The sequence below is a fragment of the Streptomyces sp. NPDC044719 genome (assembly GCF_056433405.1).
The window spans coordinates 22,002-44,654 of record NZ_JBWKHE010000008.1; the positions used below are offsets into that span (position 1 = coordinate 22,002).

Consider the following 22,653-nt stretch of genomic DNA (forward strand, 5'->3'; position numbering starts at 1 on the left):
GGAGACCATCGCGCTACGGACGACTTTTGGCCTGCTTCGCAAGGTTGGTGACCAGTCATTACCTTCAGTATGGCGCAACAGCGGAGAACCGCACGAGTAAAAATATGAGCTACAGTCCATTGATAGACGGCTACACAGCATCCCTGGAGGAGGAGGACGGATGATCGCCAGAGTGCTGGGTCCCCTGCGCGTGACCATGAACGGCGTGTCGGTGGTCCCCACGGCGCTGAAGGCCAGGAAGCTCCTCGCCGTGCTCATCCTGAACCGGGGCCGCGTGGTGCAGCGGGCCGCCATCGAGCGCGAACTGTGGGGCCTCGACGTGCCCATGAGCGCCTCGACGGGCATCCAGAACTGCGTCATGCAGATCCGCAAGAGCATCGGCCGCGCCGTCGACGGCGGACCCTCGGACCGTCTGCCCAAGCAGACGCTGATCACCGAGGCCACCGGTTACCGGCTCGAGGTCCCCGGCGAACATTTCGACATCGTCGGCTACCACCGGCTCGTCTCGGCGGCGGGTGAGGCGGAGGCCAGGGGTGACCTGTCACAGGCGTCGGCCCAGCTGAACAACGCGCTGAAGCTGTGGCGGGACGCACCCCTGGCCGATGTGCCGGCCGGGCCGGTGCTGCATCCGCACGTGCTACGGCTGGAGGAGGACCGCAAGGCCGTACTGAGCCAGCGCGTCGGCCTGGACCTGCGGTTGCGCCGCTACGCCGAGGTCATCGGCGAACTGCACGCCCTCGTGGCCCTCAATCCCTACGACGAGGTGCTGCACGAGTACCTGATGCTGGCGCTGTACCTCTCCGGGCGCCGCAACGACGCGCTGGCGGCCTATCAGAGCCTGCGCGCCGCGCTGACCGACGGGATCGGCCTGGAGCCCTCGCACCGGCTGCGCCGCCTCCAGCAGCAGATCCTGAACTGCGACGACGCACTGGAGCACACCTTCCTGGACGACCGCTCACCCCACCTTGTGGGGGCGTAGCGCTCCCGCTCGGTGAGCGGCCGTCAGGGTCGCGACGAGCTCTTCGAGCAGGACACCCTGACCGTACGGGGTGAAGGGAAAGAAGTGCCCGCCCTCGGCGAGCCGGGCACGGAACGGGCCCGATGTGAAGCGGGCCCACAGCGGCAGCACGCCCGGCGGGACGAGCGGGTCGTCCGTGCCGGCCAGCGCGGTCACCGGCACGGTGAGCCGGAGGGGGTCCACGGCGCGCAGCGCGTCCCGCGCGAGTGCGAGGTCATGGGCCAGGACCTGCCGCGCGGGGCTGAGCGACGCGTCGCTCAGGGCGTCGGCGGGCAGCCGGTGGCTCGCGAGGATCTCCGCCAACTCGGCGGCGGAGCCCGGCTGTTCCGGGCGCGGCCGGCTTCGGGCGCCCGGTTGGGAACAGCTCACGACCAGGCCGTCGCAGCCCCCGCCGCCCGCGTGGGCGACGGCGAGCGCCAGCAGCCCGCCCAGACTGTGCCCGTAGAAGACGGTGGGGGCGGGGGCGAGGTCGCGCAGTTCGCGGCTGATGCCCGGCACGGCGGCGGTCACGGTCGTACGGGGTGCGAGGCCCGCGCGCCGCTCCCGCCCGGGCAGCGTGACGCCCACCACCTCCACCGTGTCCGGCAGTCCGGCCAGGACGCTCCAGTAGCGCTGCGGGCCCGCGCCGGCGTGCGGGAAGACGACGACGCGGCTGTCGCGCCGTTGCGCGGGGCGCAGCACGTGCGTCCAGTCGTCGGAGTGGGGAAGCATGCTCATTCCTTGGCGGGTCGGCGCGGTGGTCACGCGGAACGCGGGCTCTCCGGGCCGGGAGCGTGTGCCCGGCCCGGGGAGCCCGGCCTGCCGTGGGACTCAGGCCGCTGTGATGACGAGCGCGGCGTTGTGGCCGCCGAAGCCCAGCGAGGTGCTGACGGCGACGTCCATCGGGGTGGTGCGGGGTTCGCCGCTGACCACGTCCAGCTCGATGGCGGGGTCCGGGTTCTTCAGGTTCGCCGTCGGCGGCACCGCCCCGTGCTGCACGGCCAGCACCGTGTACGCCGCCTCGATGGCGCCCGCGGCCGCCAGCGCGTGGCCGGTGACCCCCTTGGTCGACGTGACCAGGGGCGTGTCGCCCAGGACACGGCGCAGCATCCGGCCCTCGACGAGGTCGTTCATCGCGGTGGCGGTGCCGTGCGCGTTGACGTGGCGGACGTCCGAGGGGGCGACTGCGGCGTCCGCCAGGGCGGCGCGCAGGGCGCGCTCGATGCCCTCCCCTTCGGGGTGCGGGGCGGTGGCGTGGTGGGCGTCGGAGGAGGATCCGTAACCGCTGACGAGGGCGCGGACCTTCGCGCCCCGGGTTCGGGCGTCCGCCTCCCGTTCCAGGACGAGCACGCCGGCCGCCTCGGCGGCCACAAAGCCGTCCCGTTCCGCGTCGAACGGCTTGCCCGCGTGCTCGGGCGCGGCCCCCGACTTGGAAAGGGCGCCCATCTTGCACAGCCCGGCCATCACCGTGGGGGTCAGCGCGGACTCGCTGGCGCCGGCGAGCACGATGTCGCAGGCGCCGGAGCGCAGCAGGTCGCGTGCGGTGCCGATGGCGGTCGCGCCGGACGCGCACGCGGTGGCGGTGACCAGACTCGGCCCCCGGGCGCCGCAGTCGATCGCCACATATCCGGCGACCATGTTCGGCATGTACTTCGTCACCAGGAGGGGCGAGACCTTGTCGGGCCCGCGCTCGCGCAGTGTTTCGTGCTGCTCCGCGAAGGTGGCCGGGCCGCCGAGCGAGTTGCCGAGCACGACCCCGACTCGGGCGCCGTCCCAGGTCGTGGAGTCCCATCCGGCGTCGGCGACGGCCATTCGTGAGGCCACGAGGGCGAGTTGGACGAAGCGCTCCAGCTGCCAGCCGGCGAAGCCGCCCAGCAGTTCACCGGCGTCGAAGCCCGGTACCCGGCAGGAGAAGTCCACCGACAGCTCGCCGAGTGCGGGGTCGCGGGTGGCGCAGGAGCGTCCTGACAGCAGCCGCTCCCAGTTCTCGGCCACGCCGATTCCGGCCGGGGTCACCAGGCCCAGACCGGTGACGGCGATGGCGTTCGTACGACCGTCCGCCATCAGACCGCCGCTCCCTTGGCCGACAGGAGCTGGACGAGGTCGTCCAGGGTGTGCTCCTCGGTGAGTTCACCGTCCGCTATCTCCACGCCGAACTCCTTGTCCAGGACGAGGCCGAGCTCGATCAGGACCAGGGAGTCGAAGGACAGCTTGCCGAGGGTCACCTCGGACGCGATGATCTCGGGCTTGACCTTGAACTGGTCGGAGAGAAGGACCGAGACCCGCTCCGCGATCGCCTGCATGGTTTTCTCCTTGTGATGCGATGAGTTGAGGAAGGGTGAGAGGTGGCAGTGGCTGTGATGCCGGGAGGGTTCGGGGTCAGGCCGCGGTGATGTCGGGCCAGACGAGGGCCACCGACCCCCAGGTGAGTCCCCCGCCGAATCCGCCGAGCACAACGCGCCGGCCGGGACGCAGTTCGCCGTCGGCCGACGCGTCGGCGAGGACGAGCGGGATCGAGGCGGCGACGGTGTTGCCGACCCGATCGATGTTGGCGGGGAACCGTTCGAGCGGCAGGCCGACGCGTTCGGCGACCGCCGCCAGGATGCGCGCGTTGGCCTGGTGGAGGACGACCTTGTCGATGTCCTCGACGGCCCAGCCCGTGGCCTCGGCCGTCGTGGTCACGGAGGCCGCCATGCGGCGCACGGCCTCCCCGAAGACCGGGCGGCCCTCCATGGTGAAGTAGGCGGCCTCCGCCGGGGCCGGCAGGCCGGTGGACCGCTGCCGTGAGCCGCCGGCCGCGACCTGGATGAGGTCGCTCTGGCCGCCGTCGCTGCCGAGATGGAGCCCCTTCAGGGCACCCGGCTCGTCCGCCTCGCCTGCGCGCAGGTACACCGCTCCGGCGCCGTCCCCGAAGATGGCCCGGGTCGTACGGTCGGCCGGGTTGAGGATGGTGGAGAAGGTGTCCGCTCCGATGACCAGGACGGAGTGCGCGAAGCCCGCCTGGATGAAACCGGCCGCCGTTCCCAGGGCGTAGACGAAGCCCGTGCACACGGCGGCGATGTCGAACGCGCCGGCACCGCCCAGCCCCAAGCGGTCGGCGACCTCGGGCGCGGTGGCCGGGCAGGGGCGGTCCGGAGTGCTGGTGGCGACCACGACGATGTCGGCCCGCTCCTCGCCCGCGGACTTCAGGGCCCTGCGGCCGGCCTCGACGGCGAGGTCCCCGGTCGATCCGCCCGGTTCGATGACATGGCGCCGGCGGATCCCGGTCCGGCTGCTGATCCACTCGTCCGAGGTGTCCAGCTGCCGGGCGAGGTCGTCGTTGGTGACCACGGTGGGCGGGACCCAGCTTCCCAGGCCGGCGACGACCGCCGCCCGGGCCGGGCCGGTCATCCGGCGTCCCCGGCATGGCGGGACGTCCTCGAGGTGCTGCTGTCAGCCACAGCCGTTGTCGCTGTCGTAGCCGTCACTGCGTTGTTCCTCCTGGCTGGTGTCGTGGGGCACCGATGCGCTCCGGCGCTTCTCGGAGGTCTCACTGTGGCAACGCGTCCTCCGCTTTCCCTCACCACCGGCCCACGCAGGGCACATGTGCCGCTCACGTCGGCCGTGAGCGGCACATGAGTGGTGCGTAAGTACGCGTTGCCAGCATGGAACGCGTCCGGCGGCGGCCTGTCCCGCGGTGCAGGCGGATCGCGCTCGGACACCCCTTCACACGACCCGGCTCACGACCGCGCACGAGGAGAACTGAGTGCAGCAACGCAGGATAGGAACCGACGGTCCGGTGGTCTCCGCGATCGGTCTCGGCTGCATGGGGATGTCGGAGTTCTACGGCCCGACCGACGAGGCCGAGTCCCTGGCGACCCTTCAGGCGGCCCTGGACAGCGGGGTCACGCTGCTCGACACCGCCGACATGTACGGCAAGGGCCACAACGAGCGCCTGGTGGGCCGGGCCGTCGAGGGCCGCCGCGACCAGGTGGTCCTCGCGACCAAGTTCGGCATCCGGCGCGACGACAGTGACCCTCGGCAGGGCCGGAACATCGACTCCAGTCCGGAGCACTGCCGGCAGGCCGTCGACGCCTCGCTGCGGCGCCTGGGCGTCGACCACATCGACCTCTACTACCTTCACCGCAAGAGCCCCGACATCCCCATCGAGGAGACCGTCGGAGCCATGGCGGAGCTGGTGCGGGCCGGCAAGGTCGGGCACCTGGGGCTGTCCGAGGTGACCGCGCAGACCCTGCGCCGGGCGCATGCCGTCCACCCCATCGCGGCTCTGCAGACCGAGTACTCGCTGTGGACCCGCGAGGTGGAGCAGGAGGTCCTGCCGGTGGCCCGGGAGCTGGGCACCTCTCTGGTGGCGTACTCGCCGATCGGCCGGGGTTTCCTGACCGGTGCGATCAGCCGGCCCGAGGACCTCGACCCCACGGACTTCCGGCACTCGCACCCCCGTTTCCAGCAGGAGCACCTGGCGCGCAACATCCGGATGGTCGAGCGGCTCCGCGCACTCGCCGCGGACTACGGCTGCAGCCCCGTCCAGTTGGCGCTGGCCTGGCTGCTGGCCCAGGGCGACGACATCGTCCCCATTCCCGGCACGCGGCGGACCGGCTATCTGCGCGAGAACGTCGGCGCCGCCGAACTGCGGCTCACCGACGAACAGCTGACCGCCGTGTCGGCCGCGGTGCCCCACGACGTCGTCTCCGGCGAGCGCTACGACCCCGCGGGCATGGCGACCGTCGGCCACTGACCGGCCCGCCCCCCTGTCACCCCTTCACCGCCAACCCCCGATGTAACGAGGAATCCCATGGCAGACAAGCTCAAGCAGCTCAAGCTGGCCGCCGTCAACATCGACGGCGTCCTGCTGAACGACACGTTCAGCCCCGTCATCCACAACTTCATCGTCAGCCGTGGCGGGGAGTACACCGCCGACGTCGAGCGCAGCATCTTCTCCCAGCCGCAGCTCGTGGGCGGCCAGGGCATGGCGAACGCGGCGCGCGTCCCGTGGACCGCGCAGGAGGCCATCGACGTCTACTTCAAGGAGCGGGAGGAGTACACCCGCGAGCACCCGGTCGAGCTGCTCGACGGCGCGATCGACCTGCTGCGCCGGCTGCGCGGGCTGGGGCTGAAGACGGTCAGCTACGGCGGCCTCGCCAAGTCGCACTTCGACCACTTCCTGGGCGAGCACGCCGACCTCTTCGACGAGCCGGGCTACGTCTGCACCAACGACTTCCGCCCCGGCCTGCGCGAGATCACCACCGAGGTCTTCGGCCTGAAGTACGACGAGGTGCTGTTCATCGACGACGTGGCCCGGGTGGCGGAGGTCGCCAAGGCCCTCGACATTCCCTTCATCGGCCACCCCAGCTCCTTCGAGCACAGCTTCCAGCCGCAGCTGATGCGCGAGACGGGTGCCCGGCACATCGTCGACTCGCTGCACTCCATCGACGAGGAGCTGCTGCGCACCCTCGACGCCGAGGCCGCCGCGCACTCCGTCTGGCGCGACTGAGCCGACGCGCCGCCCGCCTGCCGGACCGGCCGCCCCACCCCGGCCCGTCCGGCCCCGCCGGCGCCCCCTCCCCCGCCCCGCGCGGTCCCGGCCCCTCCGGCCGCGCCTCCCTTCACCCACCCAGGAGTTACGCCATGGACCGCGCCGCTTCACCCCAGACCGTGCTGCTGGACTTCGACGGAGTGCTGAGCCTGAACGCGTCGAGCCTGCTGCTGCTCGCCCTGCACGAGGGCATCAACCGCCACACCGAGTTGCCGATCGAGGCGACGGTCACGCAGTTCAAGGCCATCAGCACCTTCCCCCAACGGGAGAGCCTGCGCGTGCTCTTCGCGGGCCTCGGTATCGAGCAGCACCTGAACGCCGAGATCGACGCGCTCAGGTCGCTGACCTCCGTCCAGGGCACGCCGCTGGCCCTCGGCGAGGGCGTGGAGGTGTTCTGCGCGCAGCAGCGGGCGCGGGGCGTGCGGCTGCGGGTGTTCTCCACGATGGACCGCGCCACCGCGCGTCGCTCCCTGCTCGACGGGCTGTTCGGGCCCGAGGACTACGTGGCGCTCGACCACGCCTCCAAGGCCGATCCCGACACCTACGCGGCGCTGCTCGCGACCGAGGGCGAGGTGGATCCGGGGCAGTGGCTGCTGGTGGACGACTCCCCGCTCGCCCTGCGCGCGGCCAAGATCGCGGGGCTGCGCACGGTGCTGATGCGCGGCGCGGTCTTCTCGGACGACGACGTGTCGGCGTTCGGGTCCTTCATCGACGCGCGGGTGAGCACGTTCGCGGAACTCGGCGCTCTGCTCACCGCCCAGGACGCCTCGCCGGCCTCCCGCCTCTGACAAACTCCACCTCCCCCGATTGGTTCCGATGTCCCAGTCACCTGTTGATTCCGAGCTGTCACCCCCCAGGACCGTCCCCGCGGAACCCGCCCCCGCGGCGGAGCGCGCCGTCGGCCCCACGCGGGTGCTGGTGGCCATCGCCCTGGCCGCCGTGATGCTGCCCATCTCCGTCACAGGGCCGGGCGTCGCCCTCGCCGACATGTCCGGCGCGCTGCACGCCTCGGCCGCCTCCACCCAATGGGTCCTGAACGCCTACAACGTGGCGTTCACGGCCTTCATGCTCGCGGCCGGTTCAGCGGCCGACCTCTTCGGGCGCCGCCGCCTGTTCCTCAGCGGCACGACCGTCTTCGCGCTGGCCTCGCTCGTCGCGGGCACCGCCCCCACCATCCTGCTCGTGGACCTGGCGCGCTTCGTTCAGGGCATGGGCGCGGCAGCGGTGCTGACCAGCGGTTCCGCGCTGCTCGCCCACACGTTCAGCGGGGCCGCCCGGGCCAGGGCCTTCGGCATCTTCGGCGCGTCGATCGGCTTCGGCCTGGCGATGGGGCCGTTCGTGTCCGGCCTGCTCGTGGGCGTGGCGTCCTGGCACGCCGTGTTCCTGGTCAACGTCCTGCTCGGCGCGATCGTGCTCGTCCTGGCCCGGCCGCTGCCCGAGTCGAAGAACCCGGGTGCGCGGCGTATCGACCTGCCCGGCGTGCTGACCTTCACCCTGGCCCTCATGCTGCTCGCCCTCGGCTTCGTCGAGGGGCCCTCGCAGGGGTGGGGCGGTGCCGTCACCCTCGGCTCCTTCGCCGGTGCGGCGCTGTTCCTGGCCCTGTTCGTCGTGGTCGAACTGCGCGTCGCCGAGCCGATGTTCGACCTGAGCCTGCTGCGGCGCCCCACATTCGTCGCGATCATCTGGCAGCCGGTCAGCATCGTCTTCGCGTTCGCGGCCCTGCTGGTCTACCTGCCGCCCTACTTCCAGGGTGCGGGCGGCGCGGGGTCGACGATGTCCGGTGCGATGCTGCTGCCGCTGACGCTGCCGGTCTTCATCCTGCCGCTGTTCACCGGCACGCTGGTGCGGATGCTGTCGGTGCGGATGCTGCTCGCCGTCGGTCCGGCGGTGCTGGCCGTCGCGCTGCTGCTGATGACGTTCACCGACCCGGTGTCGTCGCGTACCGGGCTGTACGCGGCGCTGCTGCTGGCGGGTATCGGCATCGGTCTGGCCTTCGGCGTGATGGACAACGCGGCGGTCAGCGTGGTGCCGGCCGAGCGCAGCGGTATGGCGTCGGGCATGTTCAACACCCTCCGGGTCGCCGGCGAGACGATCGGCGTCGCGTGTGTGGGTGGGCTGCTGCTCACCTCGACCCGTCAGCAGTTGTCGGGCAGCGGGGACAACGCCGGTGGTGCGATGGCCGACGACGTGGTCCAGGGCCGTCTGGGTTCTGTGCGCGAGAGCGGCGGACAGGACCTGGTGGACCGGGCGGTCCAGGGGCTCCAGCACGGGTGGAGCGTCGTCTACGTGGTGCTGGCCTGCGTTGCCCTCGCCGGTGCGGTCGCCATCTTCACCATGGTCCGCGACCGTGACCTGGACCAGTCCTCCCCCGCCCAGGACGGGTGATTCCTTCCGAAAAAGGCGGTCCGGACCCCGTGGGGTCCGGACCGCCTTTTTCGCGGTTACCGCCGGGCGCCGCCGCTTTCCAGCGTGAAGGCCGCCCGGGCGACGGCGCGTCCGCCCTGCTCGAACGTCACGGGGATCGAGGCGGCCCCGGCAGCGGCGTCCGGTTCATGGCCGTCGGCGACGACCGTGAGGGGCTCGTCGAGTTCCGCGTAGGCGTCGAAGGCGGCGTCGAGGCCGGTGACCGCCCACGACGCCGCCGGGGCCCCGTAGAGCTCCTCGGCGGTCAGCAGGGCCGTCTGCCGTCCCGCCTCCATCAGCACCATGCCCGGCACATGGTCCTGGGCGTGGTCGAACAGGCTGGGGTGCCCGCCGGCCACCAGCAGCCGTGCCCGCACCTGCCGGCCGTCGGTGACCGGATCGAGCAGCACCACGTTCTCCGGCCGCGCCCGGCCCACGCGCCCGGGCTCCACGAGGCCTTCCGTGGCCGGCCGGCGGTAGGACTCGGACGTCGGGGTGGCGCCGCCGTCCCGGCGGCCGCGGAGCATCCCGTAGACGCTGTCGGCGACGTACTTCACCCGCATGGTCACCTCGCCGACGGGCTGCCCGGAGACGGTGATCGCCATGCGGTACCGCAGTCCGCGCAGCGAGCCCCCGACCCACTGCGCGTCGTGCGTCGTGGCCGCGATCGTCACCTCGGCCGGCCCATGGGCCGGCTCGAGCGCGGCCAGGCCCGGCAGTTCCATCGACCACTGCTGGAGAACGAACTTGGTGCCGACCGGCGCCCCGAAGTGCGCGTGCACCGCGTGCGTCTCGGCCTGGCGGCAGCACTCCAGCAGAAACAGCGGATCGACCGCGGACCAGGTCGTGTGGTCGGTGTAGTAGGCGTGGGACGGCGGCAGTTGCGCCCCGGCCACGAAATGACTGTCGTCGACCGCCGTGCTGTCGGTCAGGAACACCTCCGACAGCGCCCGGCGGTGTACGAGCGCCTTCGTCACGGTGTGCTCGAACGTGAGCGCACGCAGCGCGGCCCCGACACTGTCCGTCTCGGCCATCACGGTCACGCGAATCCCCTTTTCCCAGACTGTCCTTGACGACGGCCCACGCTCCCAGCGACGGCTCACGCCCACCTCACGCACTCGTCATGCCGCGCGGAACACCGGCCCGGAGGTGTGCGCCTCGGCTGGGGCCAGGAGCTGTATTGCGCGGGGAATCTGATCCAGGCAGCCGTCACCCACCACCGGGCGACCGGGCGACCGGGAGACCCGAGAGGTCGTGCTCTCGCCGCGTGCGGGGAGCCGTGATGGTCACGCGGCCTCGCCCTTCAGGGAGTTCACCGAGGTCGGCGGACGCGTCCAGGTTGGTGATCTCCTGGTAGGTGACGGTCTGTCCAGCGCGGCCGCTCCCTGCTCCTCACCGCCGCCGGTGAGCAGCTGCTACCCCATGCCGAGCAGGCCGTCGCCTCGGCCCGCCTCGGCGCCCAGGCCGTGCGCTCCCAGCTCGACCTCGCCGGGGGCACGGCCACGTTCGGGCTCCTGCGCAACGCGGACTTCTACCTGCGCACCAACCTCGCCCAGCGTTTCCGCACCCGCTACCCGGACGTCCGTATCCGCCTGGTCTGGCAGAACAGCGCCGAGACCGCCCAGGCCGTCGCCTCCGGCACCCTCGAAGCCGGTCTCGTCACCCTCCCCGTCCCCGACGAGGACCTGGACATCGTGCCGCTGGCCCGCGACGAACTCCTCTACGTCACCGCCGACGCCGCCCGCGCGCACACCCCGCCCACCATCGACGACTTCTGCGGCGTGCCGCTGGTCCTGTACGACGCCCACCACGCCACCACCGATCCGGCCCGACGCCGGCTCGACGAGCGGGCCCAGCTCGCGGGCCGGCGCATCGAGCCGGTCATCGAGGTCGAATACCTCAGCAGCGCGCTCGCCCTGGTCAGCGAGGGCTTCGGCGACTCCGTGATGTGCCGGGCCGCCACCCTCTCCGACACCATGCCCGCGAACCTCCGCACCGCCCCGTTCGCCGAGCCCTCTACGACACCCTTGCCCTGGTCCGGCGGCGCGGTCAGATCCTGTCCCCCGCGACCCGGGAAATGGCCCGCATGGCCTGGGACCCGCTCATCGAGCACCAGGCCGGTCCGCACGGCACAGCCGAGATCACCGCCTCCACCGGACAGTTGCGCCGCTTCTTCGCTGGATGAGCCGCAAACCGGCACTCCAGCGGCAGCCAGGAGTGCCGCCCGACGGGGGCACGCGGTGTGACGCTCCTCAGTGCCGGCGGAGTGCGCCGGAGCGACGGAGCCGCCGAACGGCTGACCGCAGTTCCGTACCGCGTGTGGGCGAACCGTCGGCAGGGACCGATGCGAGTGTGGATTCCTCGGGAGTGACGGCGTCGCTCGCCCAGAGGGCGAGTTCACGGTCCCGGGGGCCGTACGCCGTATAGGCCACGCCGTCCTCGGCATCCGGTGCGCGGTCTCCGAAGACGCGCACCGGATGGGCCGCGTCCCAGCGCTCCCAGCCCGGGTCACCGTCCGTGACGAAGCGCACCCACGCGGCGTGCATCGCGTCGGCCAGGTCCTGCGGGGCACCCTCGCCGGCCAGTTTCCGGGACTCGGGGGCCTCCCCGGTGTCGAAGACGAAGCCGAGCTCCAGCGCGTGGCAGGCACCGAGGTCGGGGAGGTTCGAGGGCCAGGCGAACTCGTAGACGTACGAGGGTTCCGTCCGGGCGTCGGCCAGGTGGTGCAGGGGGATGCGCAGGAGGTGGTCGGTGACCAGCTGGCCGACGGTCTCCGCCGTGTTCGCCTCGGGGTGCAGGGCCCGGTAGCCGCGCGGGACCTCGCTGCCGCAGTGGCAGCGGGCCATGGCACCGGCCAGGGCGACGGCTCCGAGGCGGTCGACACGTTCCAGGAGGCCGCCCGGGACCAGCCACAGCCGGTATTCGTCCCGGGTCCAGCCCATCAGCAGCTCGACCCCGGGGGCCGCGCCGCCGTCGGTGAGGGCCTCCAGGGGGTCGCGCGGGACGGTGTCGCCGTCGACGACGATGCCGAAGGCGGGGCCGCCGACCACCGGGCTGCTCAGCTTGCCCGCCTCGGCCTGGGTGCTCAGCAGCAGGTCGCGGTCGACGGCGGCGAAGGCCTCGGCGGTGGCGGGGATCTTCAGCCGGGTGGCCATACGGCGCACCATCCGCCGTACCTTGGCCCGCTCGGACGCCTCGGGCGGCCCGCTCTGCAGGACCGCCCGCCGGACCAGCCCCTGTGTCTGCGGGGCGGCGACGAGGGCGCCGACGCTGATCGCCCCGGCGGACTGGCCGGCGAGGGTGATGCGGTGGGGGTCGCCACCGAAGGCCTCGATGGCCTCGTACACCCAGGTCAGTGCGGCTATCTGGTCACGCAGGCCGGGATTCGGGGGCGTGTCGGGGAACAGTCCGTAGCCCTCGACGCCCAGCCGGTAGTTGACCGAGACACAGACGACGCCGTCACGGGCGAAGGCATGGCCGCCGTAGACGGGTACGGCGGAGGATCCCCTGGTCAGGGCACCGCCGTGCAGCCAGACGACTACCGGGAGGCGGGCTCCGGGGGCCGGCTCAGGGGTCCAGACGTTGAGGTTGAGGCAGTCGTCGCCGGGCACGTCCGGGTCGGACAGATAGTGGGCGAAGGCGCTGGAGTACGGGGGCTTCGGCGGGGTGGGGCCGAAGGCGCCGGCGTCCCGGACGCCGTCCCAGGGCGGAAGGGGGACGGGCGGGCGGAAGCGGCGGGGGCCGAAGGGCGGCGCCGCGTAGGGGATGCCGCGGAAGACCGCCACTCCGTGCTCGTACGTGCCGCGTACGGCACCGTACGGGCTCCTGACCACGGGATCCGTCTGGCCTGCCGTCATGCGCCCACCAGCCCTTCGAGCTCGTGCACCGGTATCACCAGAGCACCACATCGCTCACGGGTATTCCGGTGCACGAGCCGGTTCGACGGCTATTTGGCGTACATCAGGGTGCCGAACCCGAGCTGGTCGTAGCCGCCGCTGTCGCTGCCGTAGTCACCCCCTCCGCCCTCGGGGGCGACGGAGAAGCACATCTGGGAGATGTACTTGTCGTCGAGGAGCAGGCGCCTGCCGTAGTGGTAGTGGAGCATCGCCCATACGGGGCGGACCTGGCCGCGTGACCCGGCGCCGGGCACGGTCTGTGACTGGGGGGAGCAGTTCTGGCCGCTGCCCCAGTTGTAGGTGGTGAAGGGCACGTCCATGTTCAGGTTGTACTTGGCGACGTACTGGGCGGCCTTCATGAAGCGGCGGCCGTCGTACGAGTAGAGGTCCTCGCCCTGGTTCCAGGCCATTTCGCAGATCGCGCCCATCTGGCCCATGCCCATGACGGTGTGGCCCTGGTCGCGGCCGGACTCCTGCCACTGGCCGAGGTCGTAGCCCTCGACATTGCTGTAGAGGAACGGGACGGCGTTCTTGATGGAACCGTTTCCGGCGCCGTTCTTGAAGTAGTTGACGGCCTGGTCGTACTTGGCGCCGTCGTTGTTGAGGATGCCGATGGCCAGGACGGAGGCCATGTTGCACAGGTCCCAGTTGGCCCAGTAGTTGGTGATGCAGGCGTCGTTGTGGCCGGTCAGGAACTGGTTGTTGAGCGGGTAGAAGACCTTGACCATCATCTCCTGGAAGGCGGCGAGGTCGAAGGCGCCGTAGTCCCGCATGAGTTCGGCCGCGTTGGCGAACTGCCAGCCGTAGAGGCCGGCGGCGAGGAACCGGTCGGCGTTTCCGGTGACGGTCGTCAGGGTCGTCGCCCAGGCGTTGAGGATCCGGGCGGCGCACTGGGCGTTGGCCTCGGTGCCGCCGACCTTCCAGCGCAGCGCGTTCTGGTAGGCGGCAGCGATGTCGTTGTAGAGGAGTCCGTAGTTCTGTCCGGTGCCGCCGCGGATGATCGTGGCGGTGGCCCGGGGGCTCCAGGTGGACTGGGAGTGGGAGTTGGCGGTCAGCCTGTTCCAGCCGGACAGCCAGGGTTCGGCGCCCGCGGCGACCCTGACCTTGGCGCGGTTGATGTCGCCGGCGTTGTGGAGCATGCCTGGGTGGGTGAAAGTGCCGGGGGCGGCGTCCGCCGTGGTGGCGGTGGCGCCGGCGCCGAGGGCGAGGGCCGCGGTGAGGCCGCCGGCGGTCTTGAGCAGATCGCGGCGGCTCACCTGGCCGCCCTCGTGGTGCGTGTGGGGGGAAGTGCGGCTCATATGGGGGTTTCTCCCATCGGTGGAGTGCTACCTGGGGGTGATGCTCACCTCGTCGAACTCCGTGGTGCTGCGGGCCAGGGGGTCGCGGGAGCAGACCACGAGGCCCACGTAGTAGGGGGCGTCACCGAAGCCGGGGAGGTCTCCTTCGGCGAGGGGGGTGAAGGTGGCGCCGTCGTCGGTCGAGGCGGATGCGGTGAAGTGCGTCCCGGTGCGCTTCAGCCGCAGCAGGCAGGGGGCGGTGACCGCCGCGTTGCCCGTGAAGGTGGACTTTCCCGCGACGGTCGGGCGCAGCATCAGCTGGGCGCTCGTGCCGCCGGTGACGATCGCCCCGGCCGCCTGGTCGAACGGCGACAGGGACTTGGCCATCAGGAGGCCGACCCGGTCGCCGCCGGCTCCGGCGCGGGAGACCAGGCGGCCGGTGACCTCACAGTCACCGCTGACGGGCCGTCGTACGAACTGGCCCGTCATGCCCTGGTTGTTGACGGTGAGGTCGGTCCCGGCGCCCCGCACCACGAAGGTCCCGTCCTCGTGGGCGGTGGAGCCGGGGGTCCGGACGGCGACCACGCCGAGGGTGCCGTAGGCGCGGTCGTCGAGGATGACATCACCCAGGTCGCCGTAGCTCCAGGGCGCGGGCGGCGGGGTGCCGACCGTGAGGGTGAGGGTGCCGGCGGCGTCCCCGGCGGCGTTCCCCGCGCCGGTGGTGACGGTGAACTCGCCGGTCCGGGTGGGGGTTCCTGAGATCAGGCCGGTGCGCGTGTCGATCCGCAGGCCGTCGGGCAGTCCCTGTGCGGTGAAGCGGACGGGCTCGTGCGTGGCGCGCAGGAGGTGCTGGAAGGGAATGCCTTTGTTCGCGAACGCGACTGCGGATGAGGCGAGTTGAGGAGCCGACGGCTTCGGCATCGTGGCCGTCGCCGGGTCCGAGAGGGGTCCGCGCCCGGAGCTGTTGGTCTTCGCGACGGCGTAGTGGTACGTCGTGCCGGGCTTGCCCGTGGCGTCGGCGTACCGGACGCGGGTGCCGAAGCCGACGGGGCCGACGCCGGTGGCGATCGTCTCGAACGGCCCCTTGGCGGAGGTGGAGCGCAGCACCTTGTAGCGGGCGGAGAGGTCCGGGTCGGTCCAGGCCAGCTCGACCGCGTCGGCGCCCGCGGCGGCCCGTAGGTCCCCGGCGGCCCGGGCCGGGCGCGGCACGGACCAGATGTCACCCTCCGTACGGGAGGAGATGCTGACGTTGTCGAAGGCACCCGTGCCGGTCTCGGCGTAGTCCGCGTCGACGCCGAGACAGGAGGTGAGGGTCAGACCGATGTGCACGGTCTTCTCCAACTCGACGTCACTGCTGCCGACTTCGGTCCAGTGGACGCCGTCCGGGGAGATGGCGCCGGTGCAGCGGTCGCCCCGGCGGGTCACCCGGACCCAGTAGGGCATGCGCAGCCGGTAGCCGTCGCCCGCGCCCTCGACGTACGGGGCCGCGAGCGGGGTCGCCGACTCGGGGAGGTCGCCGAGGGAGGAGATGGGGAAGGCGGCGGCGGTCGTGATCGTCTGCTGCTGCGAGGGCGGCACGGGTGTGCTGCCGGTGCCTCTGACCGCTCCCCCGGCTTTGGTCCGTACGCTCCACACACCGCTCCAGGTGTGCAGGGGCAGGCCCTGGATGAGCATGGCCGCGTGGGCGGCGTCCGCGTCCAGGGCGGCCCGCACGGTGACGCCGATCTTGGAGTACTGCGAGCTGAGCGGCCACACGATCCGGGCGGTGACCGTGCCGTCGCCGCGCAGTGGCAGGCAGGCCAGGCGGTGGGTGTCCGCGGTCCCGGACGCCTCCATCACGAACCGCTCGCCGTCGAAGTGCGCCGAGCCGGGGATCTCGACGTCCCCGACGTCTCGCGTCTGCCAGGGGTCGGGCAGCCCGGGGACCGCCGCCGCCCAGGCGGAACGGACGCTGGTGCCCCGCGAGTTGGTGGCCGTGATCGTGTAGTAGGAGGGCCTGCCGGCGCGGGCGTCACGGTCGGTGAACGCGGGCTTGCCGAGGTCGGCCGCGATCTTCTCGTACGGTCCGCCGGGGCTGGTCGCCCGCAGGACCGTGTACGACTCGGCCCACGCCGACGGCAGCCAGGCGACGGTGACGGACCGGTCGCCGCCGACCGCTGTGACACCGGCCGGAGCCGTGGGCACGGCCGGTGACGGGGCCTTGGTGCCGGCGAAGGTGAGGGTGCCCCAGCTGGGCAGGTCGTCGTTGCTGCCCTCGATGACACGGGCCCCGCCCGCGCCCCGGAAGACGGCCGCTTTGGTGTACGGGGTGTCGAGGCCGCGGACGCCGGCGTAGTGCGCGTAGGCCATCTCGTAGATCGGCGGCATGGTGCCGCGTCCGACGGCCGAGACGGCCTTCTTGACGTACTTGCCCGTGCGGTCGAGGTCGGGGACGAAGGGCACGTCGCCGCCCAGGTTGTAGCGGGCGGCGTACTCGGTGTTCTTCAGCAGCCGGTTGCCGTCGAAGGCGTACAGGTCGACGCCCTGGTTCCAGGCGACCTGCGCGGCGTCCGCGAGCAGGCCGACGGCGAGTTGCTCGTGGCCCTGGTCGCGGCCGGACTCCTGGCCCTGGCCGGCGTCGGTGACGATGCGGTGCCGGACACTGCCGTTGCCGGCTCCGGCGGCGGCGAAGCGCAGGGCGTCCTCGAAGAGGGTGGGTTCCTCGCAGAACACGCCGATGGCCAGGATCGACTGGACGGACGTCAGGTCCCAGTTGCCGTTGGCGTAGAGCATGTAGCCGGAGATCGCGGGATACCAGACGTGCAGGAAGGACTCCTTGCAGCGGGCGATGTCCTCCTCGGTCCAGCCGTCGTAACCGGTGTACCGGAGCAACTCGGCGGCGTTGACGAACTTGAAGACCTGGAGTCCTGCGCCGAGTGGTCCGTCCGCTCCGGTGATGGCGGTGAGGGAAGCCGACCAGGCGTTGAGGATGTCGCGGGACTTGTCCGCGTAGGCCCGCTCTCCGGTGATGCACCACATCAGCGCGGTCTGGTAGGCGGCGGCCGAGTCGGCGACGGCCTGGCTCTGGAAGTTCGTGGGGCCGCGGCCCCAGGTGGTGATCTGGCCGGTGTTCTGGACGGCGTAGGTCGCCTTGGAGCGCGGGTGGGCGGCGAAGGCGAGGAAGCCGTCGTGGATCGGGGATTGCTTGGCGGCGACGGCGGCCTTCATCCGGGCCAGGTCGTCGGCGCTGTGCAGCAGTCCGGGGTGGGTGAAGGCCCGGGTGCCGGTCGTGGCGGCCCGGGCGGTGCCGGGGGCGAGCAGTCCGCTCGCGCCCGAGGCCAGCAGCAGGGCGGCCGCACCGCCGAGGAAGCCCCGGCGGCTCGGTGCGGGGTAGGTCATGGCGCTGTTTCTCACGGGGTCGGTGCTCATGACGCGGCGGCCGCCTCGGCCTCGGCGGTGGTGAGGAACCTGAGGTTCGTCACGTGCTCGTTGACGAACATGGGCACGCCGTCCGAGGCCAGATACCACTTCGGCTTGCCCGTGCTGTCGGCGATCACCCTGCCGTTGACGCGGAGGTTCTCGAAGGTGACGTCCTTGATCGCGTGCTCCGCGTCGAGGCCGGCGATGATCGAGAGGTCGGCGTTCTTGCCGTTGTAGCTGAGGTCCTTGATGTAGACGGACTCGATGCCGCGGCCTGCCGACGTGTTGTACTTCGGGTTGTACTCGACCCGCATGTGGATGAGCTGGCCCCAGCGGAAGTCCTCCACGCGGATGTTGTCGAACCTGACGTCCCGGACGAGGTTGCTGTCGCCGACCATGAAGGCGATGGCGCCCTGGTAGGTCACCTGCGGCTCGCGGTGGTCGAGGATGTCGATGTTCTCGTAGCGCAGGTTCTCCAGCATCTCGGGGGTGTCGGAATTGCCGTGCACGCCGATGTTGATCGGGTGGGCGACGTCGGCCCAGAGGGAGCAGTTCTTGACGGTGATGTTGCGGGTGTCGCCGTAGAAGTCCCAGCGGTGGGTGTAGAGAGCGACGCAGTCGTCGGACGTGCGCAGGAAGCAGCCGTCGATCGTGACGTTCTCGGAGCAGTAGAGCTGGATGCCGTCACCCCATCCCTGGTGACTGAAGGCACGCAGGTTCTTGATGGTGAGGTTCTCGGACTCGGCGACCCTGATGTTCTCGTACCGGGGGTTGAGGATCGTGACGCCGTCGATCGTGATGTTCTCGCACTTGCGGACGAAGACCGCGCCGCCGGTCGTGTCGTAGACCACGCCGCGGCCGATCAGCCGGCAGTTCTCCACTCCCTCGAAGATCACGCTGGAGGTGAGGACGGCGCCCGGGGCCAGGTAGACGGTGGTGCCGGTGGGTACCTTCAGGGTTCGGTCGGGGTGGGTGTGCAGACCGGGCCCGAAGTACATGACCTTCTTGTCGCCCTCGGTGGGCACGTCCTGCTCGATCGGGTTCGCGAACAGGTGCAGACAGTCGAAGATCTTGTCGTCGATCTGGACGACGAGGTTGCGGGGCCGGTCCAGGGTGAAGCGCGCGGTGCTGCCGAGCACCTCGGGCTTGATGCCGTACGAATCCGGGCGGACGCGGACCTTCTCACCGCCGCCCGGGTTGTACGTGACCTCGACCTCGACCGTGCCGGAGAAGTCGAAGGCGGCCCAGGAGGAGCTCTGGGCTCTGTTGCTGCCGGTGTTCGCGTCGATCAGTGCGAGCTTGGCGAGGTAGACGCCGAGCTTCTGCCAGGTGCCGCCGAGCGGCCGGACCTTGACGGTGAAGGAGTTGTTGACAGGCACCTTCGGAAGCGTGGGGTGGATGACCACGCTGTCGCCGGTGGTGCCGTTCTCCGCCGCCGCGGCCTGCGCGGTGCCGGCGATGCTGCCGGCCAGGCCGGCGGCAGCGATGACACCGGCGGCCTGGAGGGTGGACCGGCGTGACAGGGGCGTGTTCATGCGCAACTCCTTGCGAAAGGTTCGGTAAGAGGGGTTACTTCAGGCCGGTCGTGGACATCCCGGCGACGAACCCGCGCTGGGCGATGAGGAAGATCAGCAGGATCGGCACGACGTACATCACGGAGGCCGCGGCCTGGAGGTTGGCGACGGGCGTTCCGGCCGAGGTGACGTAGGTGGACATCACGGCGACGGCCAGCGTGGACCTGTCGGTGGAGAGCAGCAGCTGCGGGGCGATGTAGTCGCCCCAGGACCAGGTGAAGGCGATCACGAAGCTCGCGGACAGCACCGGCCAGGACTGCGGCAGGAAGATCCGCCAGAAGATGGTGCCGTAACCGCAGCCGTCGACGATCGCGGCCTCCTCCAGCTCGCGGGGCAGCCCGGCGAAGAACTGCCGGAAGAGGAAGACCAGATAGGGGGCGGCGGCCAGTCCCCAGAACACCCACGGCCAGTACGTGTCGACCATGCCGAGCTTGGCGAAGATCAGGTACGTCGGCAGCAGGGTGATCATCTGGGGCAGCATCATCGAGCCGATGAGGATGCCGAACAGCGTCTTCTTGCCGGGGGCGTCCAGGCGGGCGAAGCCGAAGCCGACCCAGGCCGAGCTGAGGGTGACGAGCGTGGCGTAGATCAGGGCGATGACCAGGGAGTTGCGGGCGTAGCCGAGGAAGTCGATGAGGTTGAAGGCGTCCGCGAAGTTGTGCCACTGGACCTGGGCGGGCAGCCAGTGCACGGGCGAGGCGGCCAGCTCCGCCGGCGTCTTCAGGCCGGACAGGATCAACCAGCCGAAGGGGCCGATGAACAGCCCGGTGAGGGCGACGAGGACCGTGTAGAGGACCAGGCGGTTGACGCGGACCCGCACCCGGGGGGCGGAGTTCGGGGGCAGGCTGGTGGCGGTCACTTCTTCGCCTCCGGGTCGACGTTGTAGAACACCACGCCGGACGTGAACCTGAAGATGAGTCCGGTCACGATGAGGATCAGGACGAAGAGCACCCACAGCAGTGCGGAGGCGTAGCCGTAGCGGCCGAGCGCGAAGTACTGCGAGAACACATGCATCATGTAGAGGTAGTTGGACTGCGGCAGCGCGGTGACGCCGGCGGTCGTGCCGTCCGGGGACAGCAGCAGCGGCATGATGGTCTGCACCGAGGCGATCACTCCGGTCACCGTCTGGAAGAGCAGCACCGGCGACAGCAGCGGCACGGTGATGCTGCGGAAGGTCCGCCAGGCGCTCGCCCCGTCGATGCGGGCGGCCTCGTGCAGTTCGCGGGGCACGTCCTGGAGCCCCGCCAGCGAGATGATCATGACGTTTCCGGCGGCCCACAGCACGCTCATCAGCAGCACGTAGCGGGCGTAGGGGTCGGCCAGCCAGCCGAGCGCGTCGAAGCCGAAGAGGGTGATGACACCGTTGGCGGCACCGGAGTTCTGGTCGAAGAGCGCCTTGAAGGTGAGACCCACGCCGACCGGGGGCACCACGGCCGGCAGATAGAGCAGGGTGCGGAACAGTCCGCGTGCCTTGATCGGCCGGTTGACCAGGACCGCGAGCCCCAGCCCGGCGATGATCGACAGCGGTACCGAGGTGAGGGCGAACAGACCCGTGCGGCCGAGGGAGTTCCAGGTCTGCGGGTCGGAGAACAGCTCGGTGTAGTTGCCGAGGCCGACATAGCTCCAGTGCGGCGAGATGCCGTCGTAGGTGGTGAAGCTCAGCCACAGCGCGTACGCCATCGGCACGATCGTCAGCAGCAGGAAACCGATGATCCACGGCGAGGTGAACAGGTAGAAGGCGCGATGCCTGCGGGCGGTCATGGAGATCCGGGGCCGCTGGGCCGGTGCCGTGCGGTCGGCGCGCGCGGCCGGGCCGGTCCGCCCCTTGACGGGTATCTGGTCGACCGTCATCCCACCTGCTCCTTACCGCGCTTCAGCTGCTCGTTCATGACCGAGTTCAGGCGGCCGGCCAGGGCGTCGACGGACATGTGGCCGTTCATCGCGGCCGGGGCCTCCTGGTTGAACAGGGCGTAGAGGGAGTCCGCCGTGGCGTAGGGGGTGTAGGCGATCACCGAGAAGTGCTCCAGCTCGGCGTTCTGCACCTTGAGCACCCGCTTCTGGTAGTCCTCCTGGGCCGGCATCAGCGGGCGCAGGGACTTCAGGGTGGGGATGCCCCAGCCGCCGGCGGCGCGGGCCTTGGCCGGTCCCTCGCCGAAGAACCACTCGAAGACCCGCCAGGCGGCGTCCTTGTTCTTCGCCTTCTTCGGCATCCACAGGCCGGTGCCCGCCTGGCAGGGGCTGACCCGCCGGCCGCCCTCGAACACCGGGGCCGGTGCGAGGCGGGCGTGCGGCGCCAGCTTCTTGTCGGAGTTGATCAGGCCGCCGAGCCAGTAGCCGGAGTTCGACATGGCCATGCGGTTCGCCTGGAAGGTGGGCCCGTCCCAGGCGTTGGGGTCGGGCTGGACGATGCTGGGGCCGACCCTGGCCCTGCCGTACTCGATGTACCAGTTCAGCGCCTTGCGGGCCTCGGGGGTGGTGAAGTCGACGCGGGAGAAGTCGTCGGTGAAGAGGCTGCCCCCGGCCGCCACCGTGAGGCTCGCCAGCAGGTTGGGCGTGAGCACTCCGTTGTAGCTGCCGCCGAAGACGGTCGTCTGGCCGCTCTTGCGCCGTGTCAGCCGCTCGGCGTTCTCCAGCCACTCCTCGAAGGTGACCGGCTCGGTCTCCGGCGGGTAATCGACGCCCGCCCGGTCGAAGAGCGTGGTGTTGTACCAGAACATCGAGTCCTGGGAGAAGTCCTTCGCCATGCCGTAGCGGGGGCCCTTGCCCTGGGTGCGGCCGTCGTAGCGCCACAGGTCGTTGACCGGGTCCAGGTCGTCGGCCTCGAGGACGCCGCTCCGGGCGAAGTAGGGGTCCAGGTCCTCCATGACGTCACGCGCCGCGAAGTAGGGCGCGTCCGTGGCGCCGACACCGCGCACCAGGTCGGGCGGGGCGCCGTTGGTCATCATGCCGATGAGCTTGGTGATGTCGTAGCGCACCGTGACGATCTTGACGCCGATGTCCTTCTGGGCCTGCTTGACCAGCTCCGGGGAGAGGTCGTCGGGCTTGGCCATCAGCGTGACGGTCTCGCCGCCGCCGCTGACGCCGCTGGAGACCTGCATCGCGCAGCCGCTCAGGCTGGCCGCGCCGGTCGCGGCGCCCGCTGCCGAGAGGGCGAGGAATCGGCGGCGGCTCAGGGAAGCACCAGCACGTGGGTGCATGAACGCACCACCTCCTTGCGGTTCCGGTGCCTTAGCAACCGGTTGTTGTGCGTGGGGCAGAGCTTCTTCCGGTCAGCATGGCGCGTCAAGAGCCTTGACGAATTTTCGAAAAGACTGTGTAACCTCGGCGTCATCAGCTTGAGGGCGGGTCAGGCCTGTTTTCGGTCGGCGTGATCAGGCCATCGAAGAGTGTTCCGACCGGCATGACCAGGGACGTCTCCGCGGTCGACTTCGGCAACAAATTGGGAACCGGTTGCCGAACGGATCGCCCGGACACCGAGCTCCCGACAGCGGCCACGCAGGCTCCGCCCTCCCCCACCGAAACCGCAGTAATCGATTTCCACGTCCGGGTCTCCTGCCGAGCCACCCCGAAG

Annotated in this window: 18 protein-coding genes and 1 pseudogene; 7 read left to right on the top strand and 12 right to left on the bottom strand. The window is 70.8% G+C overall.

The window, feature by feature from the left end:
* Positions 1–160: 160 nt before the first annotated feature.
* Positions 161–979: an AfsR/SARP family transcriptional regulator gene (locus tag AC07DF_RS29635; protein ID WP_478978024.1), complete on the top strand. Its 819-nt coding sequence runs from the start codon at positions 161–163 to the stop codon at positions 977–979.
* Here the strand turns inward: AC07DF_RS29635 and AC07DF_RS29640 are convergent.
* The 4 genes from AC07DF_RS29640 to AC07DF_RS29655 all read right to left on the bottom strand — a co-directional run bounded on the left by AC07DF_RS29640 (position 956) and on the right by AC07DF_RS29655 (position 4,387).
* Complete coding sequence (locus AC07DF_RS29640) at positions 956–1,729, bottom strand: thioesterase II family protein (RefSeq protein ID WP_478978027.1); 774 nt, start codon at positions 1,727–1,729, stop codon at positions 956–958. The two genes, AC07DF_RS29635 and AC07DF_RS29640, sit on opposite strands and share 24 nt — an antisense overlap.
* Before the next feature lie 99 nt (positions 1,730–1,828).
* The gene (locus AC07DF_RS29645) at positions 1,829–3,061 is read right to left on the bottom strand and encodes a beta-ketoacyl-[acyl-carrier-protein] synthase family protein (RefSeq protein WP_478978030.1); all 1,233 of its coding nucleotides are present in this window, start codon (positions 3,059–3,061) and stop codon (positions 1,829–1,831) included.
* Complete coding sequence (locus tag AC07DF_RS29650) at positions 3,061–3,300, bottom strand: acyl carrier protein (protein ID WP_020272690.1); 240 nt, start codon at positions 3,298–3,300, stop codon at positions 3,061–3,063. Before AC07DF_RS29650 ends, AC07DF_RS29645 begins: the two co-directional genes overlap by 1 nt.
* Positions 3,301–3,376: 76 nt before the next feature.
* Positions 3,377–4,387, bottom strand: a complete 1,011-nt coding sequence (locus tag AC07DF_RS29655; RefSeq protein WP_478978034.1) for a beta-ketoacyl-ACP synthase III — start codon at positions 4,385–4,387, stop codon at positions 3,377–3,379.
* Positions 4,388–4,742: 355 nt separating this feature from the next.
* Here AC07DF_RS29655 and AC07DF_RS29660 point away from each other — a divergent pair, with 355 nt between their 5' ends.
* The 4 genes from AC07DF_RS29660 (at position 4,743) to AC07DF_RS29675 (ending at position 8,918) form a co-directional block, all read left to right on the top strand.
* Positions 4,743–5,735: an aldo/keto reductase gene (locus AC07DF_RS29660; RefSeq protein ID WP_478978037.1), complete on the top strand. Its 993-nt coding sequence runs from the start codon at positions 4,743–4,745 to the stop codon at positions 5,733–5,735.
* A 57-nt stretch (positions 5,736–5,792) separates the two neighbouring features.
* Positions 5,793–6,491: an HAD family phosphatase gene (locus tag AC07DF_RS29665; protein WP_454366373.1), complete on the top strand. Its 699-nt coding sequence runs from the start codon at positions 5,793–5,795 to the stop codon at positions 6,489–6,491.
* Between the two features lie 134 nt (positions 6,492–6,625).
* Positions 6,626–7,321: an HAD family hydrolase gene (locus AC07DF_RS29670; protein ID WP_478978041.1), complete on the top strand. Its 696-nt coding sequence runs from the start codon at positions 6,626–6,628 to the stop codon at positions 7,319–7,321.
* A gap of 28 nt (positions 7,322–7,349) precedes the next feature.
* A complete protein-coding gene (locus tag AC07DF_RS29675; protein ID WP_478978044.1) occupies positions 7,350–8,918 on the top strand; it encodes an MFS transporter in 1,569 nt (522 codons plus the stop codon).
* A 56-nt stretch (positions 8,919–8,974) separates the two neighbouring features.
* On the opposite strand, the gene AC07DF_RS29680 is transcribed toward AC07DF_RS29675, so the two are convergent.
* On the bottom strand, positions 8,975–9,970 hold the full coding sequence (locus tag AC07DF_RS29680) for a ScbA/BarX family gamma-butyrolactone biosynthesis protein (protein ID WP_478979232.1): 996 nt from the start codon (positions 9,968–9,970) through the stop codon (positions 8,975–8,977).
* Positions 9,971–10,402: 432 nt separating this feature from the next.
* Between AC07DF_RS29680 and AC07DF_RS29685 the strand changes: the two genes are divergently transcribed.
* Positions 10,403–11,182 carry a LysR family transcriptional regulator substrate-binding protein gene (locus tag AC07DF_RS29685; protein ID WP_478978047.1) on the top strand — a complete coding sequence of 260 codons (780 nt, stop codon included), beginning with the start codon at positions 10,403–10,405 and terminating at the stop codon, positions 11,180–11,182.
* A gap of 71 nt (positions 11,183–11,253) precedes the next feature.
* A complete protein-coding gene (locus AC07DF_RS29690; RefSeq protein ID WP_382596355.1) occupies positions 11,254–11,307 on the top strand; it encodes a hypothetical protein in 54 nt (17 codons plus the stop codon).
* 139 nt (positions 11,308–11,446) lie between these two features.
* Here the strand turns inward: AC07DF_RS29690 and AC07DF_RS29695 are convergent.
* From AC07DF_RS29695 to AC07DF_RS29725, 7 genes and pseudogenes are all read right to left on the bottom strand, one after another.
* A pseudogene (locus tag AC07DF_RS29695) lies at positions 11,447–12,844 on the bottom strand (carboxylesterase/lipase family protein); the annotation flags it as partial.
* Between the two features lie 38 nt (positions 12,845–12,882).
* Positions 12,883–14,130 (bottom strand): alginate lyase family protein, encoded by a 1,248-nt coding sequence (locus tag AC07DF_RS29700; protein ID WP_478978050.1) that lies wholly within the window; start codon positions 14,128–14,130, stop codon positions 12,883–12,885.
* 27 nt (positions 14,131–14,157) lie between these two features.
* Positions 14,158–17,487 (bottom strand): alginate lyase family protein, encoded by a 3,330-nt coding sequence (locus AC07DF_RS29705; RefSeq protein ID WP_478979237.1) that lies wholly within the window; start codon positions 17,485–17,487, stop codon positions 14,158–14,160.
* 26 nt (positions 17,488–17,513) lie between these two features.
* Positions 17,514–19,043 (bottom strand): glycosyl hydrolase family 28 protein, encoded by a 1,530-nt coding sequence (locus tag AC07DF_RS29710; protein WP_478978053.1) that lies wholly within the window; start codon positions 19,041–19,043, stop codon positions 17,514–17,516.
* Positions 19,044–19,077: 34 nt separating this feature from the next.
* A complete protein-coding gene (locus AC07DF_RS29715) occupies positions 19,078–19,941 on the bottom strand; it encodes a carbohydrate ABC transporter permease (protein ID WP_478978055.1) in 864 nt (287 codons plus the stop codon).
* Entirely contained in the window at positions 19,938–20,933 is a 996-nt protein-coding gene (locus tag AC07DF_RS29720) for a carbohydrate ABC transporter permease (protein WP_478978058.1), read from the bottom strand. Before AC07DF_RS29720 ends, AC07DF_RS29715 begins: the two co-directional genes overlap by 4 nt.
* Entirely contained in the window at positions 20,930–22,279 is a 1,350-nt protein-coding gene (locus tag AC07DF_RS29725; RefSeq protein WP_478978061.1) for an extracellular solute-binding protein, read from the bottom strand. The genes AC07DF_RS29720 and AC07DF_RS29725 overlap by 4 nt, the downstream gene beginning before the upstream one ends.
* Between the last annotated feature and the right edge of the window lie 374 nt (positions 22,280–22,653).